Here is a 15,406-nt window from a genome sequence, read left to right on the forward strand (position 1 = left end):
GGCCCCCCACCCGTGCTGGAATCGGAACGGCGGAACGTCTGGACCTGGTTCCTCCTCGGCGGCATTTTTCTCGTGCTGATCGGAGGCTCTCTCTATGGCTACTTCAGCCCCCAGCACGAAAAGGTCGTGGCGGACAGCGGCAACGACATCCTCCAACTCAAGCTCATGGTCGCGATGCGGTCGGGACTGGACATGTTGGCGGAGAGCGCAGACCCGGCCTCGCGTGAGTCCATCAAGCGTTCGACAGAGGCGAACGTCGGCCAGATCCGCAAGAGCATCCGCGAGGCGGCGGCCAAGATAGCCGACGCCAAATCGATGTCGACCGAGGACGCCCGCGTGCTCTTGGCCCTGAACCAAGAGGCGGGGGACGAGCCCGACCCCCGGGCGATCGACACGTTGAAGTCAAGCAAGGACGTGACAGACCGAAACGTCGCCCAGATCTATCTGGCCAAGACCCTTGACCCCGCGACGGCCGAGTCCTTGTCGCCCAAGGGGGACACCTTTCTCGAAAAGCTGGAAAGGGCCCACGCCAAGGAAAAGGCCGGAACGCCGAATTCTCGTGGGGGCCTTCTCAACCTTGGCGCTCTGCTGGCCCTGGGATTAGGGATTTTCGTCGCCATGGGCGCCTTGGCCGTGGGTTGCCTGGTGCTCGTGTTCCATTTCGTCGCTGTCCGCGCCGGTGCCCGGCCCAAGGGACTGCCCGTAGCCCACATGAGCAAGGCCACAGGCGACCGGTTCGCATTGCGGATGTCGCTTTACTTGGGGGGGTTCATCGGAATCAGCGTCCTTGTCCGCGCCCTGCCGTCAGGGGTCGAGCCGGTGTTCAGCCAAGTCGGTGCCTTGGCGCTTGTCGCCGGGTTCGTCGTCCTGATGCTACGGACACCCTTGTTCGGGGCACGCGACCCGCTGTCCGTCGTCGCCGGAAAGAAGCCACGTCAGGGGATCCTCAGGCCCGCACTGGCTGGATGGGCCGCCAACGCCCCCGTCCTGTTTGTCATGGTCATGGTCGCCGGAGTCTTGATGAGGTTCCTGCCGACCCCGACCCACCCGGTCCAGCAGGAAATCGCCTCGACCAGCGACCCCCTTCGGCTGGCGATGATCTTTGTGACCGCCAGCCTGCTCGCCCCCTTTATCGAGGAGACCACCTTCCGCGGGCTTCTCTTTCCCTCCTTGACGTCGCTGACCGGCAAGCCTTGGGTGGGCATGGTGCTGAGCGGCCTGCTGTTCGCCGCCATCCACCCCCAAGGCCCCGCCCTGTGGCCCGCGCTTGCGGGCCTCGGCATCCTGATGGCCTACCTGACGTACTGGACGGGTTCCATCGTGCCGGGAATGGTGTTTCACGGCCTCCACAACGGCCTGACGCTAGCCTTCAGCGTGATCCTTGCCAACTTATGAGGCGGGCTTACCTCGACCACGCCGCCACCACCCCGCTCCTGCCCGAGGCCAGAGCGGAAATGGAACCCTGGCTCGACGGGCAGCCCACAAACGCCAGTTCCATCCATGGAAGCGGGCGGAGGGCCAAGGACGCCCTAGACATGTCGCGGGAGACGTTTTCGACGGCCCTCGGCTGCCTGTTTGGCGAGGTCATCTTCACTTCTTCCGGCACAGAAGCGTGCAATCTGGCCTTGGTCGGCGCCGCCCTCGCCCACACGGGCCCGCGTCGCCGTCTCCTCGTCGGCGCCGCCGAGCACCATGCCGTCCTTAACACAAGGAGCGTCCTGGCGCGACTCGGATTCAGGGTCGAGGCTGTGCGCGTCAATCACGTCGCCACCGTCGACCTCGAGGACCTTGAGGCAAAGCTCTCCGACGACGTGCTCCTTGTCAGCGTCATGCACGCGAACAACGAAGTCGGCTCGGTCAACGACGTCCGCGCGGTCTCTCGCCTGGCCCAACGGGTCGGAGCCCTGGTCCACACCGACGCGGTGCAGACCTTTCCTTTTTGCCCCGGTGTCGACGAATTGGGCGTCGACCTCCTCTCCTTGGCGGGCCACAAGTTTGGCGGCCCCACCGGGTTCGGGGCCCTCTACATCCGTGGCGGCACCCCGGTGGGGCCGGTCACCTGGGGTGGCGGCCAAGAGAGGGAGACGCGGGCCGGAACGGAGAACGTCGCCGCCTGCGTCGGCTCGGCCGCGGCATGTCGATGGTGTCGGGACAATGGGGCGGCGGTCCACCGGGCCAAATCGGACTCGCGCGACGCGTTCCTCGCTGCCCTTGAGGGCCTTGCCGTCGTGACCCCGGCAGGCCCGGGCCGGTTGCCCGGCCACGCCCATGTCAGGTTCCCCGGGGTCGACAATGAGTCTCTCCTCATCCGCCTTGACCGCATGGGGGTCGAGGCCAGCGCCGGCGCGGCGTGCAGCAGCGGGAGCATCGAGCCGAGCCATGTCCTCGTCGCGTCGGGATGGAGCGAAGGCGAGGCTCGCGAAGCGGTGAGGTTCACCTTCGGGCACGGTTCGACCAGGGAGGAAGCAGAGTGGGCGGCCGTAGTCGTGAGGCAGGCCGTCGACGCGGTCCGCACCGCGTGAGGAGCCCTTTGGCCCGGCCCGAGCGGGAGCCGCTCCAGCAGGTACAACCTGCCCAGCCATGTCGCTCCCGATCGAATCATTGACGCCTGCCCAGACCGTCGCCGAGCTGGACAAGTACATCGTCGGGCAACAAGAAGCGAAGCGCGCGGTCGCCGTCGCGCTGCGCAACCGCTGGCGACGCCAACAACTTCCCCGCCACGAACGGGACGACATCACCCCCAAGAACATCCTGATGATCGGCCCGACGGGCGTGGGCAAGACCGAGATCGCCCGACGCCTGGCCCACCTGGCCCGCGCCCCGTTCATCAAGGTCGAGGCGACCAAGTTCACCGAGGTCGGCTATGTCGGGCGGGACGTCGAGTCCATGGTCCGCGACCTAGCCGCCTTGGCCGTGCGCCTGGTGGAGAACGAACGGGTCGAGGCGGTGCGGGCCGACGCCCACGAGGCGGCCGTCGACCTGATCGTCGACATTCTCGACGGACCCGAGCACGTGAGCTTCGCGACACCGTTCTTCAGCAGCTTCTCGACCCCCGAACCAGAGACCCCCGAAGACACCGAGAAGGCCCGCGGACTCGAGGCCGAGCGCCAAGCCCGCCGAGCTGAATGGCGGCGCAAGATCGAGGCGCACGAGCTCAACGACACCATCGTGGACATCGAGACCGAGGAGGCGGGCGGCAGTCAGTTCCTCCAGGTCTTCACCCCCCAGGGTATGGAGGAGATGGGCGTCGACATGAACCAGCTCATGGGCCGGGGGGGCACCCACTACGTCACCCGCCGGGTCACCGTCCCCGAGGCCCTTGACCTCCTCACCGAACAAGAGGCCAACAAGCGGCTAGACAAGACCAGCGTGGTCAAGGAGGCCGTCCACCGCACCGAACAGACCGGCATCATCTTCCTCGACGAGATCGACAAGATCGCGATGAAGTCCGGCGGCTCCGGCCCTGACGTGAGCCGTGAAGGCGTCCAGCGAGACTTGTTGCCGATCATCGAGGGCTCGACGGTCCCCAGCAAGTACGGCCCGATCCGCACCGACCACATCCTCTTCATTGCGGCGGGCGCGTTCAACATCTCCAAACCGAGCGACTTGATCCCTGAACTTCAAGGGCGCCTCCCGATCCGCGTGGAGTTGGAGAGCTTGGGTGAGGACGACTTCCGCCGTATCCTCAGCGAGCCGCAGAACGCCCTGACCCGCCAGTACGAGAAGCTCCTCAGCGTCGAAGGAGTGAAGCTCGTCTTCACCGACGCCGCCCTGGACGAGGTCGCCCACTTGGCCACCGAAGCGAACAAGAAGGCGGGCAACACGGGGGCAAGGCGGCTGCAGACCCTTCTTGAACGGCTGTTGGAGGACTTGATGTACAAAGCCGCCGAGTTGCGCGGGCAGACTGTCACCCTCGACGTGGCCGACGTCCGGGAAAAACTCGGGCCCATCGTACGGGACGCGGCAAAGAACCAAGCCCTGATCTGAACCTCCGAGGGAGGTTTTGGGGTACTAACTGCTAGTCGCCCATGATGGGGCGAGGTGGAACTCCTTGGCTCGATCAGGATTTGAAGGCGCGTATGACGCTGCGGGGCTCACCGTGGTCCAGACCGCGTCGCGCATGGTCGAGCTTGTCCGAGACCTCGGCGACTGTGCCGACTCGCGGCAGATACTCATCAGCGCGGGGAGACACTTCCGCCAACTCTTCGGCGACTACAACGCCGTCCTCCTCGCCGTCGAGAACGATCTGGAAGGGGAATGGACGCTCCTGACCTTGGAGAGCCCATACGTCCTCTCGTGGGGAGGCATCGCCAACCACCAACTGCCCGAGGACACCGACACCGACGAAATAGTCCGCCGCCTGGGCAAGGTGGTGGGCCACCGGATGACGTCCGACACCTCCCTGCGCACGTCACTGATCGAGCTCAACGAGCCCTTTTGGGTGTGCGACAACGTCTTGGCCGTCCGCCTGGCCTCTCTCTCCGGTGCCCCCAGCCGCAGCTTCATGGGCACGCCGTGGCGGCGTCCCGACGGCCGGAAAAGTTGGCTGGTCCTTGGATACGCGGAACCCCGGGTGATCGGGGACGACGCGGTGAAACTCTTCACCACCGCCGTCCAAGTGACAAGCCGCCTCAGCATGTACCCCGCCCTGGTCAATTACATCGCCCGCCAGCAACGGATCAACGACGTCGTCCGGCGCAACCTGGTGCACGACCTCAAAACGCCGATCGCGGTGATCAAAGGCTCTTCGGAGACCCTAGAGATGGACGACGTCTGGGAAGACGTCGCGACCCGCAAGGAGCTGCTCGAAAACATCATCGAGTCGTGCACCCGGCTGCTGGAAGACATCAAGGACATCCTGGAACCGGTGGGCAACGCGTGGACACCCCAGGTGACGATGTTCGACCTCGGGCAACTGCTCCACAAGGTCGTCATGGCCGAGCGCATGACCGAGCGGGCCAAGTCCCACCATATCGAGCTGGTCGGGGCTGACAAGCCCCTGCACGTCCAGGCCGACCAACGCAAGATCCGCCGCGTCATCGAAAACCTCCTGTCCAACGCGGTCAAGTACTCGCCAGGCCAGGGCAAGACCGTCAAGGTGCACTTGACGACCATTGACAACGAAGTCCAAGTCGCCTTCGTCGACGAGGGGATCGGGATGAGCGAGGTCCAGTTGGAGCGGGTCCTCAACGGCGCAGGCCGCGTCGTGGACGAGAAGCTCGGGATCGAGGGCTCGGGCTTTGGGCTGGATTCGGCGCGGACAGTCCTTGAGGCGCACGGTGGGCGTCTTGAGGCCCACTCGTCTCCAGGCCGGGGGTCGACGTTTGTCGCCGTTCTGCCTCGGTGGCCGGAGGAGTGACGATTTGGGGACGGGCCAAGCGTCTTTAGCCTCGTAGCCTCCCATGAAACGCCGGACTAAGATCGTCTGCACCCTCGGACCTGCGGTCGGGGAGCGAAGCAAAATCCACGCCCTTGTGCAGGCGGGCATGAACGTCGCCCGCCTCAATTGCAGCCATGGCGACTGGGCGAGCCGCGCCGAGATGGTGGGCTGGATCAAGGAAGCCGAGTCGGTGTGCGGCAAGGTGGGGGTGCTGGCCGACCTCCAGGGCCCCAAGTTCCGCATCGGCACTCTGCCGTCGGGTGGCGTCGAACTGAAGACGGGGCAGGCGATCACGGTCGGCCAGGGCGACGTGACCGTGCCGGTCCCCTTGGGCGAGATTTGGAGCGCGATGTCCACCGGGGCCCGGATCCTCCTCGGTGACGGCGAGGTCGAGATCAAACTGGGCGCGAAGAAGGACGACGTCTTCGACGCTAGGGTGGTGACCGGCGGCCTGATCAAGAGTCGGCAAGGCGTGACCCTGGTCGGCAAGTCGTTCGACGTGCCCTGCCTGACGTCCCAAGACCTGCGCGACATCCATGAGGCGGTCAAGCTCGGCGTGGACTTCATCGCCCTCAGCTACGTCCGTCGGGCAAGCGACATGAGGGAGCTCCGCCGCATCGTCGACCAACTCGACCCCACCGTCCATCTGGTGGCCAAGATCGAGACCCGCGAAGCTCTCAAAGACCTCGTCGAGATCGTCAAGCTGAGCGACGCGGTCATGGTCGCCCGAGGCGACCTTGGCTTGCAGATGGACATCGAGGACGTGCCCGCCGCGCAACGGCGGATCATCAACGTCTGCAACCGCGCGGGCAAGCCGGTGATCACCGCCACGCAAATGCTGGAGAGCATGGTCGTCAACGCCCGGCCCACGCGGGCGGAGGCCACCGACGTGGCCAACGCCATCCTGGACGGCACCGACGCGGTGATGTTGAGCGGTGAGACCGCCGCCGGCAACTACCCGATCGAGGCCGTGAAGGTCATGGCGCGGATCGCCGAACGTACGGACGGGGCTGTCCGTCCCTCCGCCGAATTGGCCGACGCAAGAACAGTTGACAAGGGGACCCACACGGAGGCGGTCGCCCAGGCCGCCGTCTCGATCACGGAGAGCCTCAGGGCAAAGGCCATCGTGACGACCACGACAAGCGGGACGACCCCCAAGGTCGTCAGCAAGTTCCGGCCCCAAGCACCGATCTATTGCACCTGCTGGCACGAGCGCGTCCAACGTCACCTCGCCTTGGTCTGGGGGGTCGAAGCGATCCTAAGCGACCCGCCGGTCAACACCGACGACAGCATCGCGAAGGCGGTGGACGCCTTTCTCCGCCACAAACGCCTCAAGGTCGGGGACCTTGTCGTGGTCACCGCCGGAGTGCCCGCGGGTAGGCCCGGCAACACCAACATGATCCTCGTCCAGCACGTTTGATGTAGACTCCTCGCGTCCCCATGGACGGGGCGGTGAACCATGAAGCGATGGACCGTGTACCTCAGCGCCGTGATCGTCGGTGGCGCAGTCGGCTTGCTCTGCTCGGCGAAACCGTGGCAGGAGGCCGCTCGTCAACGAAGCAAGAGCCAAGGGGCAAAGGCAGAAATGCGTCAGCTGGAAGCCCAGCGGGCCGACTTGATCGGCAAGACCGCCCGGTTTGAGTCGGCGAACGGCATGGAGGCCGAGGCCCGCGCCCACGGCTACCGACGGCCCGACGAGCGGCCGATCGACATCACGCCATGACCACCCTGCTCGCCGCCGTCCTGCTCGCCCAGTCCGCCTCACCCCGCCCGCAACTGGCCAAGGGCCAGGAGGTCGCCTACAAAGTCACGATGACTTACCGCGACGTCCAAGAACCTGACGTCGTGACGAAGCAGGAGTGGAGACTGGGCTACAAAGGTGACGAGCGGGGGCTGGTCGGCACGCGCCGCCTGCTCAAGATGAATGTCGACGGCAACGAGATCAAGCTCGACAAGGTCGAGGACGAGACGTGGACAGAGGTCCGCAACATGCGCTGGCAGGTGATGGCGCGGACGGTCAAGAACGACGAAGACCGCGAAAAGAGGCGGTGGATCCGGGTGTTCGACTTCTCTTTTCCGGCATCGGCCCTGCGTCGGGGCTTGAGTTGGACATCCACCGACGAGCAAGACGACTTGCCGCGACTCACCACCACCTACACCGTCGAGAACGTGGGCGACCAGGGCCTCCAGATCAAGTTCGCCAGTGCGGAGTCGGGCCAGGGCGCGCGCCAATGGAGCGGCACGATGCTTTGTGACCGGCGCACCGGATGGCCCAAGGAAGTCCACGGCACCATCGAACGGTACGTCTTCCCCGACGACGAAGAGCGGCGCACCCACCGGGTCGAGTACACCGCTCACCAAGTCGTCAAATGACGGCCAGAGTCACTGGCGGGCCGCAGCCACCATGGCCCGGAACGTCTCGACGTTCTCCTTACCTTCCTTACCGCCTCCACCCTTGAACGCGGCCAAGAAGGCGTCGCCGCCAGACCAGACGGTCGTCATGACCCCCTTGGCATGCCGCGCGATGGCGGGGTTGGCAGCCTGGAGCGCCCTGACCAGGGCGACCTGACCCCGGGCGACGTCCGGCTTGCGCCACGGGCAGGCAAGGACGTCGAAGCCTTTATAGGCGAAGTAGGCGGGGGTCGGCTCCGCTTTCTCGTAGTGCCAGTCACAGATCGTGATGTCCTTCGGCACCATGTCGATGGCACCCTCGGTGCCGTTCGTCGCCGCCTCCCACTCGCCAAGGCCGTTCGTGCGGCCGTCCAACAGCCGGTCACCCCACATGTACATCCGACGGCCTTTCGACTTCAGGTGGTCGTGGAGGGTAGTCACCTCTTGGGCGAACAATTGGGCCGTCGACTTGCCGGCGCAACGCTTGCAGTCCTTGTCGCCAAGGATGAAGACCTCGTCCATGCCGCAGTGGTAGGCCTTGGCCTCGAAGGCGTCGGCGATCTCGTCGATCAGGTCGAAGACGACCTTGTGGACTTCAGGGTGGTTCGGGCAATAGCTCCGGCAATAGATGCCCTTGTTGCCGGGAAACTTGCCGGGCGTCTCGTCGAACTCGGGGTGCTTGGTCAGCAGCCGGTCGTTCGAGCCTGCCCACGACTGGTGTCCCAGCAAGTTGGTCTCGGGGACGATTTCGATCCCCGCGGCCTTGCAAGCCGCGACGACCTTCTTGGCGTCGGCCACAGACAGGCCGTCGGGGTCGGCCATCTCGGGCCGAGATTTGAACTGGAAACTGTAGCCGACTTCGATCACCAACAGGTTGACCCCCATCGGCTTGAGGTCGTTGGTGATGAAGTCACAGAACTTACCGATGTTCCCCTTCGACGGGGCGCCTAGGTGAAGTCCGACGACAGGAATCGGCGCAAGCATGACAGCGGCGGCAATGGCGGCGACCATATCCCCACTCTACATGGTCCGGCTAAGCTAGCGGAACGGATGTTCGCCCAAGTCCACGCCGCCACTCTGATGGGCATCGACGCGTTACCGGTGGTCGTAGAAGTGGACACCCACCCGGGGGAGAACAACTTCACCCTGGTCGGCCTCCCCGACAAGGCCGTTCAGGAGGCGGAAGAGCGTGTCCGGGCCGCGATGCGGAACAGTGAGTTGGACTTTCCCCGCGGACGGGTCGTCGTCAACCTCGCCCCCGCCGACATCAAGAAGGAGGGCCCGTCGCTTGACCTGCCCCTTGCCGTCGCCCTCTTGGCGATCGACCGGCAGGTCGACCCGGGCTTCCTGCCCGACACGGTGTTTCTGGGCGAACTGGGACTGGACGGCCGACTGCGGACCATCGACGGCGCCGTCAACGTGGCGTTGCTCTGCCGCGACAAGGGGATCAAGAGGCTGGTGGTGCCCCGGGTCAACGCGGCCGAGGCGGCCGTCGTTCCCGGCCTTGAGGTCTATGGGGTCGAGACGCTTCTCGATGTCGTCTACCTCACGAACGGAGACTTGTCGGCGCGTCCGGTGGAACTCACCCGGTCGGCTCCGGCCCGGGTCGATTATCCCGTCGACTACAGCGACGTCAAGGGTCAAAGGCAAGCGGTCCGGGCGATGGAGATCGCGGCCGCAGGGGGCCATAACGTGCTGATGGTCGGGCCGCCGGGGAGCGGCAAGACGCTTCTGGCCCGACGACTCCCGACCATCCTGCCTCCGCTCGGTCTGGACGAGAGCATCGACGTCACCCGCGTCTATTCGGCGGCAGGCGAGCGGACAGGCCAGGAGGGATTGGTCTGGGAACGACCGTTCCGCACACCGCACCACACCGCGAGCTACGCCGCCGTGGTCGGCGGTGGCAAGTCGCCCAAGCCCGGTGAGATCTCGCTTGCCCACCTGGGAGTGCTCTTTATGGACGAGCTCCCCGAATTTGGCAGGGACGTTCTGGAGGCCCTGCGTCAACCCCTGGAGGACGGGGTCGTGACCGTCGCCCGGGTGCAGAGCACCCTCACTTTCCCGGCCCGGTGCGTCGTCGTCGGGGCGATGAACCCGTGCCCGTGCGGATTCAAGGGCTACCCCGAAGCCAACTGCGTAGGGGCCAACGCCTGCCAGCGGTACTCGGCCCGGGTCAGCGGCCCGCTCATGGACCGGATCGACCTTCACGTGAACGTCCCGCGCCTCAAGCCCGAAGAACTGGCCGCGACACCCCAGGGGGAACCTAGTGCGGCGATCCGGGAGCGCGTCATCAAGGCCCGCGCCGCCCAGACCGCCCGCCTCGGCGAGGGACGGACGAACGCGGCCATGACCCCTCGAGAGATGCGCGAGAGCCTGGCGGTCGACGACGACTGCACCGCGTTCATGAAGAACGTCGCCGCCCGGCTGAACATCTCGGCCCGAGTTTACGACCGGATCTTCAAGGTCGGCCGCACCATCGCCGATTTGGCCGGGTCACCGACGCTGGGACGCCAACACCTCGCCGAGGCCGTCCAATACCGTTCCTCTGGCGATTAGTCCCATGAGCATATACCCCATGGGGTATATAGATGTAGTGGACAACGAGAACCGGAAAGCGATCGACCGCAGACTCTCGCGGGTCGAGGGTCAGGTCAGGGGTCTGCGCCGCATGGTCGATGAGAACCAATACTGCGCGGACATCTTGACCCAGTTGGCCGCCACGAGGTCGGCCCTTGAGCAAATCGGGGCCGAAATCGCCGCTTCCCATGTCCAAACCTGCATCGTCGGCCACGGCTGTGAAACCGAGCACGACCGCGCCAAGTCGATGAGCCAAGACGAGCTCCTCGACGAACTGCGTGTCACCCTTTCCCGGCTTGTCCGTTGACATACCCATGGGGGTACTCAACAAATCATGACCACACATCTGAAAATCGACGGAATGAGTTGCGGCCACTGCGTGAACTCGGCGACCAAAGCGCTGAAGGCCGTGCCCGGGGTCGAGTCTGCCGAAGTCGACCTGGCCGCCGGGACAGCGACGGTCGTCGGCACCGCCGGCATCGAGGCTCTCGTCGCCGCAGTGGAAGAGGAGGGCTTTCAGGCGTACGCCAAGGTCGAGGCCCCCGATGACCACTGACGCCCCCGAGACGACGGTCACTGACCTTGACATCGAAGGCATGACCTGCGCGTCGTGCGTCCGCCGGGTGGAAAAGGCCCTCGGGAAGGTGCCTGGTGTCACGGAGGTGAACGTGAACTACGCGACCGAGCGGGCCACCGTCAGCCATGAGGGTGAGGTCCACACCCGTGAACTGGTCCAGGCCGTCAGCGAGGCCGGGTATTCAGCCAAGCCTCACGATGAGACGCCCGGCCACCACCACGACGAGCATGCCGACCACTTGGCCGTCGAGTCCGACGACCGGTTGGCCGCCGCACGGCGCAACCTTTGGGGGGCGGTCGCCCTCACCGTGCCGGTCGTCGCCCTGTCGATGTTTTGGCATGACCGACCCGAGTGGGTGAACGGCGTCCTTCTCGGACTCTCCACGCCGGTCGTCTTTTGGCACGGGCGCCAGTTCTTCGCTTCGGCGTGGAACGGTATCAAGCACCTGACCGCGACGATGGACTCGCTGATCGCGCTGGGCGCGGGGGCGTCGTGGCTCTACAGTCTGTACGCCCTGGTGGCGTTCAGAGGGTCCAGCCACCACCAGAACCAACACCTCTACTTCGAGACCGCGGCCACGATCGTCACCCTGATCCTCGTCGGCAAGTACCTCGAGGCCCGGTCGAAGAGCCGCATGTCGGGGGCGATCCAAAAGCTCCTGGCCCTCGCCCCGAAGACCGCCACGGTGGTCCAACCCGGCGGCGGGGAACAAGAAATCCCACTCGACCAACTTACCAAGGACATGCTCGTCAGGGTCCGACCCGGCGAGCGGGTCGCCGTGGACGGCGTCGTCACGGATGGGGAGAGCTACCTGGACGAGTCCATGCTCACCGGCGAACCCCTGCCCGTCCGCAAGGCGACGGGAGACCACGTGACCGGTGGGACGATGAACACTAACGGTGCGTTCACCTTCCGGGCGACCCAGGTCGGCAAGGAGACGACCTTAGCCCAGATCGTCCGCATGGTGGAACACGCCCAGGGGTCGAAGGCACCGGTCCAGTCGCTGGCCGACCGTGTGTCTGCCGTCTTCGTGCCGGCGGTGATCGTCATCGCGCTGCTCACCTTTGGGTGGTGGCTGTCCCAGGGCGCGGCGGTCCAGGACGCCCTCCTGCCTGCCGTGGCGGTCCTCGTCATCGCCTGCCCCTGCGCCCTCGGACTGGCAACGCCGACCGCCATCATGGTCGGCACAGGCCGCGGTGCGGAACTGGGGGTGCTCGTCAAGGACGGCGAGGCGCTGGAGCGGGCCGCGTCCGTGCGGACAGTCCTCTTGGACAAGACCGGCACGGTGACAGTCGGCCGGCCCGAATTGACCGACGTGGTCCCGCTCGGGGACTACTCGGAGGACCAGGTGTTGGGCTTCGCCGCCGTGGCCGAGTCCAGGTCAGAACACCCCGTCGCCCGAGCCATCGTCGCGGCGGCTCCGACCGCCGGCCAGCCGGACGGCTTCGAGGCGTCCAGTGGCCGAGGGGTGGTCGCCCAGTCGGCGGGCCACCGCATCGTCGTCGGGAGCGCGGCCCTGCTTGCCGACGAAGGCGTCCACTTGACCACTGCTGCCGACAACGCCTTGAGCGAGCTCGAAGAGGCGGGAAAGACGGCCGTCTTCGTGGCCGTTGACGGCGGCCTGGCCGGCGTCTTGGCGGTGGCCGACACCGTCGGCGCACACAGCGCCGAGGCGGTGCGGGACCTTGCGGCCCTCGGCCTGACCACGGTCATGGTGACCGGCGACAACCGCCGTGCCGCCGAGGCCGTGGCCAAGACGGTGGGCGTCCAGGCGGTCGAGGCCGGCGTCCTGCCGGGCGGCAAGGCCGACGTCGTCCGGCGCCACCAAGGGTCGGGCGGAGTCGCGATGGTCGGAGACGGGATCAACGACGCCCCTGCCCTCGCCCAGGCCGACGTCGGAATCGCGATGGGCACGGGCACCGACGTGGCGATGGAGACGGCGGGCGTGACCCTGCTGCGCCACGACCTGCGCGGTGTGGCCCAGGCGGTCCGCCTGGCCCGGGCGACATTCCGGACGATCCGGTGGAACCTGGTGTGGGCGTTCGGCTACAACGTCGTCATGGTGCCGCTCGCCGCAGCGGGGAAACTCAACCCCATGCTGGCGGCCGGGGCCATGGCGTTTTCCAGCGTGTCCGTCATCCTCAACTCGCTCCGCCTGCGGCGCGCGGTGTAAGGAGCGGCCCCTTGGCCCTGCTGTCTGGCTGACCCTGGCCGGCCAGCGGGGCCGACCCAGACAGTCGGCTTGGTGCCCAGAGTGGGACTCGAACCCACACGGCCTTACGGCCAACGGATTTTAAGTCCGCTGCGTCTACCATTCCGCCATCCGGGCCCGGGCGGCAGTATACAGGCGGGGCTCTGCCCGCCGCCCGGCGGGGTCGTCGGGAGGGCGTCCTCCCGGCGGGTCCTTGCCGCTTTGGGGCTGAACCTGCCATCATATGCGTCCGACTCAATCAAGAAGGGCGAGGCAGGCTCATGGCAAAGAAGAAAGGCGAAAAGCGCGAGATCATCCGGCTCGTCTGCACGGAAGACAACAAGCACTACGTTGTCACGACGAAGAACAAGCAGAACACCCAGGGCAAGCTGGAGCTCAACAAGTACAACCCAGACCTGCGCAGAGTCACCCTGCACCGGGAGAAGAAGTAATGCCAAACCCGAAACGTAAGTTCAGCCATCAGCGCACCAGTCTGCGGCGCACCCACTGGGACACCACCCTTCCCGTCCTGAGCGAGACGAAGAACGTGGCCGGAGAACCCTTGCACCGCCGGCACTGCGCCAGCCCAGACGGCTACTACAAGGGCCGCCGGTTGCCTGGCTTCAAAGACAAGTCGGCCTAAGGCCCGCTGACATTTCCGGCCGCCGCCAAGTCGATCCCACGACTTGGCGGCGGTTCATTTTTTGGATTGGTCACCGGCTGGGCTGATACAGCTTGTAGGTGTAGTCCAACTCCAACTTTTCACCCGGCTTGACGTCGACCTCCCACGTGACCTTGGACGGGGTGTTGACGTCGTAGAGGCGGCGGACGAACTTGGTGGTCTTGCCCTCGTGGCCCGCACCCACCGCCTCGCCGGCCAGTTCCTTCTCGACCTTCATCTTGATCGGGTCCTTCTTGCGGCTCGTCACCACGATCTTGCCGTGGATGGTCACGAGGTCCCACACCGGATTGTTGAACCGGTCTTTGATCTCGCCCTTGGTGCGGGACACCTCCTCTTCAGCCTGGTCTGCCGAGACGTCCAGGGCCTTGGTGATCTTGACAAACTGATCCCCGCCCGCCGGCGTGTAGGTCAGCATGTCCTGGCCAAGTAACTCCCCGTCCTTGACCGTGACGACCGTGCCGGTGGTCAACGGCTGCTTAGACGTGTTGGTCACCTTCAACTCATGCCAAGTCTCAAGGGGCGTCTGGTTGCGCGGCGTGTTGTTGTCCAGCGGTAGCTGGGGCACGTTCAGGGTGTAGATGTGGGAGTAGTGCGATTTGAACTGGAGCAGGACGTAGTAACCCCGGTCGCCCCTCTTCAAGTCGACCTTGTCCTGTCGGTAGAAGAAGAGGTCTTCCGACGAAAATCCCTCTAGGTCGCTGATCGGCAGCGGCACGATGTTCGCCTCGGCGGCCCGGTAGCCCAATTGAGTGCCGAACCCGTTCGGCATGCCCCGGTTCTGGAGCATGTCTTGCGTCGAACGACCCAGAATCTGGCCCAGGTACGCGTCGGCAGAGACCGTCGCCGAGAACGGGTCTGGCACATTGAGGAACGGGATGTTGGGGAACCCGGTCACCAGTCGGATGTCGGCGTCCTTGATCGGCTCCAAGTCGTTGACGACGGTGGCTTTGGCGGTAAGGACGGCGTCCTGCGGGTCGCTGATGTCCAACTGGTAAGCAGGGGCCCAGGTCAAGCCGCGTTGCAGCACGGTGTAGAACACCTTGCCGTTGGGTGTTCCGCTGATGCGGAGGGCCGGCGACGTCACGGACTGGTCGGCCGTCCATTTCAGATCCCCCTCCTTGGCCCTGATGGCGATGATCAGTCCTTTGTTGAAGCTGATGACGCCATCATCGGTGCGAAAGACGACGACCTGGCCCGAAGCGGACAGAATTGTCCCGGTCAGCACTTCCCCACCAAGCGACTTGTTCGTCAATGTCACCGCCACGGTCTTCCCCTTGTTGGCCTGGATGATCTCGTCAAGGGTGCCTAAGTCATGCGACTTCTCTTCGGTGGTCGTCGTGGCGACAATCTCCTTGAGGGTGACACCTCGGGGGGTGGTCACCCAGAAGGTGCCCAGGGCGACGTTTGAGGGTTGGGTGAGCACGAGGGTCCCGTTCGACGGGATGGTGGCCTCGCGCACGACGACGGCGTACCCGTTCTTGAAGAGCGAGGCTCCGATCACTTTGGCTTGGCGGGTCGGGTCACCGGCGGTGGCGACAAGCATACAGGCGGTGGTCAGCAATGTCATGGCATTTCCCACCGATTGGACGACCCAATCTTCCGGTCATT

General features: G+C 65.5%; 15 protein-coding genes and 1 tRNA gene. 13 read left to right on the top strand and 3 right to left on the bottom strand.

The features are described from left to right. The first annotated feature begins 12 nt into the window (after positions 1–12). From KF857_02810 to KF857_02840, 7 genes are all read left to right on the top strand, one after another. Positions 13–1,395: a CPBP family intramembrane metalloprotease gene (locus tag KF857_02810; GenBank protein MBX3110915.1), complete on the top strand. Its 1,383-nt coding sequence runs from the start codon at positions 13–15 to the stop codon at positions 1,393–1,395. After that, positions 1,392–2,522, top strand: coding sequence for a cysteine desulfurase (locus tag KF857_02815; protein ID MBX3110916.1), 1,131 nt, complete (start codon positions 1,392–1,394; stop codon positions 2,520–2,522). The genes KF857_02810 and KF857_02815 overlap by 4 nt, the downstream gene beginning before the upstream one ends. 58 nt (positions 2,523–2,580) lie before the next feature. Next, entirely contained in the window at positions 2,581–3,987 is a 1,407-nt protein-coding gene (gene hslU, locus KF857_02820) for an ATP-dependent protease ATPase subunit HslU (GenBank protein MBX3110917.1), read from the top strand. Positions 3,988–4,051: 64 nt separating this feature from the next. After that, entirely contained in the window at positions 4,052–5,359 is a 1,308-nt protein-coding gene (locus tag KF857_02825; GenBank protein ID MBX3110918.1) for a HAMP domain-containing histidine kinase, read from the top strand. A 43-nt stretch (positions 5,360–5,402) separates the two neighbouring features. Further along, the gene (pyk, locus tag KF857_02830; protein ID MBX3110919.1) at positions 5,403–6,800 is read left to right on the top strand and encodes a pyruvate kinase; all 1,398 of its coding nucleotides are present in this window, start codon (positions 5,403–5,405) and stop codon (positions 6,798–6,800) included. Positions 6,801–6,839: 39 nt separating this feature from the next. Further along, complete coding sequence (locus tag KF857_02835; protein ID MBX3110920.1) at positions 6,840–7,103, top strand: hypothetical protein; 264 nt, start codon at positions 6,840–6,842, stop codon at positions 7,101–7,103. Then, the gene (locus tag KF857_02840; protein ID MBX3110921.1) at positions 7,100–7,753 is read left to right on the top strand and encodes a hypothetical protein; all 654 of its coding nucleotides are present in this window, start codon (positions 7,100–7,102) and stop codon (positions 7,751–7,753) included. Before KF857_02835 ends, KF857_02840 begins: the two co-directional genes overlap by 4 nt. Before the next feature lie 9 nt (positions 7,754–7,762). Here the strand turns inward: KF857_02840 and KF857_02845 are convergent, their stop codons facing one another. Further along, entirely contained in the window at positions 7,763–8,782 is a 1,020-nt protein-coding gene (locus tag KF857_02845; protein MBX3110922.1) for a family 20 glycosylhydrolase, read from the bottom strand. Positions 8,783–8,821: 39 nt separating this feature from the next. Between KF857_02845 and KF857_02850 the strand changes: the two genes are divergently transcribed. The 4 genes from KF857_02850 to cadA are packed head-to-tail and all read left to right on the top strand — an operon-like array spanning position 8,822 to position 13,098. Continuing rightward, positions 8,822–10,327, top strand: coding sequence for a YifB family Mg chelatase-like AAA ATPase (locus KF857_02850; GenBank protein ID MBX3110923.1), 1,506 nt, complete (start codon positions 8,822–8,824; stop codon positions 10,325–10,327). 37 nt (positions 10,328–10,364) lie between these two features. After that, positions 10,365–10,655 (top strand): metal-sensitive transcriptional regulator, encoded by a 291-nt coding sequence (locus tag KF857_02855; GenBank protein MBX3110924.1) that lies wholly within the window; start codon positions 10,365–10,367, stop codon positions 10,653–10,655. A gap of 27 nt (positions 10,656–10,682) precedes the next feature. After that, positions 10,683–10,904 carry a heavy-metal-associated domain-containing protein gene (locus KF857_02860; protein MBX3110925.1) on the top strand — a complete coding sequence of 74 codons (222 nt, stop codon included), beginning with the start codon at positions 10,683–10,685 and terminating at the stop codon, positions 10,902–10,904. After that, a complete protein-coding gene (cadA, locus tag KF857_02865; GenBank protein MBX3110926.1) occupies positions 10,894–13,098 on the top strand; it encodes a cadmium-translocating P-type ATPase in 2,205 nt (734 codons plus the stop codon). Before KF857_02860 ends, cadA begins: the two co-directional genes overlap by 11 nt. 70 nt (positions 13,099–13,168) lie before the next feature. Here the strand turns inward: cadA and KF857_02870 are convergent. Further along, a tRNA-Leu gene (locus KF857_02870) sits at positions 13,169–13,254 on the bottom strand. A gap of 143 nt (positions 13,255–13,397) precedes the next feature. Here KF857_02870 and rpmG point away from each other — a divergent pair. Next, the gene (rpmG, locus tag KF857_02875) at positions 13,398–13,568 is read left to right on the top strand and encodes a 50S ribosomal protein L33 (protein MBX3110927.1); all 171 of its coding nucleotides are present in this window, start codon (positions 13,398–13,400) and stop codon (positions 13,566–13,568) included. Then, positions 13,568–13,759 (top strand): 50S ribosomal protein L32, encoded by a 192-nt coding sequence (rpmF, locus tag KF857_02880; protein ID MBX3110928.1) that lies wholly within the window; start codon positions 13,568–13,570, stop codon positions 13,757–13,759. The genes rpmG and rpmF overlap by 1 nt, the downstream gene beginning before the upstream one ends. Before the next feature lie 70 nt (positions 13,760–13,829). On the opposite strand, the gene KF857_02885 is transcribed toward rpmF, so the two are convergent. After that, positions 13,830–15,365: a hypothetical protein gene (locus KF857_02885; protein MBX3110929.1), complete on the bottom strand. Its 1,536-nt coding sequence runs from the start codon at positions 15,363–15,365 to the stop codon at positions 13,830–13,832. Positions 15,366–15,406 lie beyond the last annotated feature (41 nt).

It is taken from the genome of Fimbriimonadaceae bacterium, from assembly GCA_019638795.1.
Taxonomy (GTDB): domain Bacteria; phylum Armatimonadota; class Fimbriimonadia; order Fimbriimonadales; family Fimbriimonadaceae; genus JAHBTB01.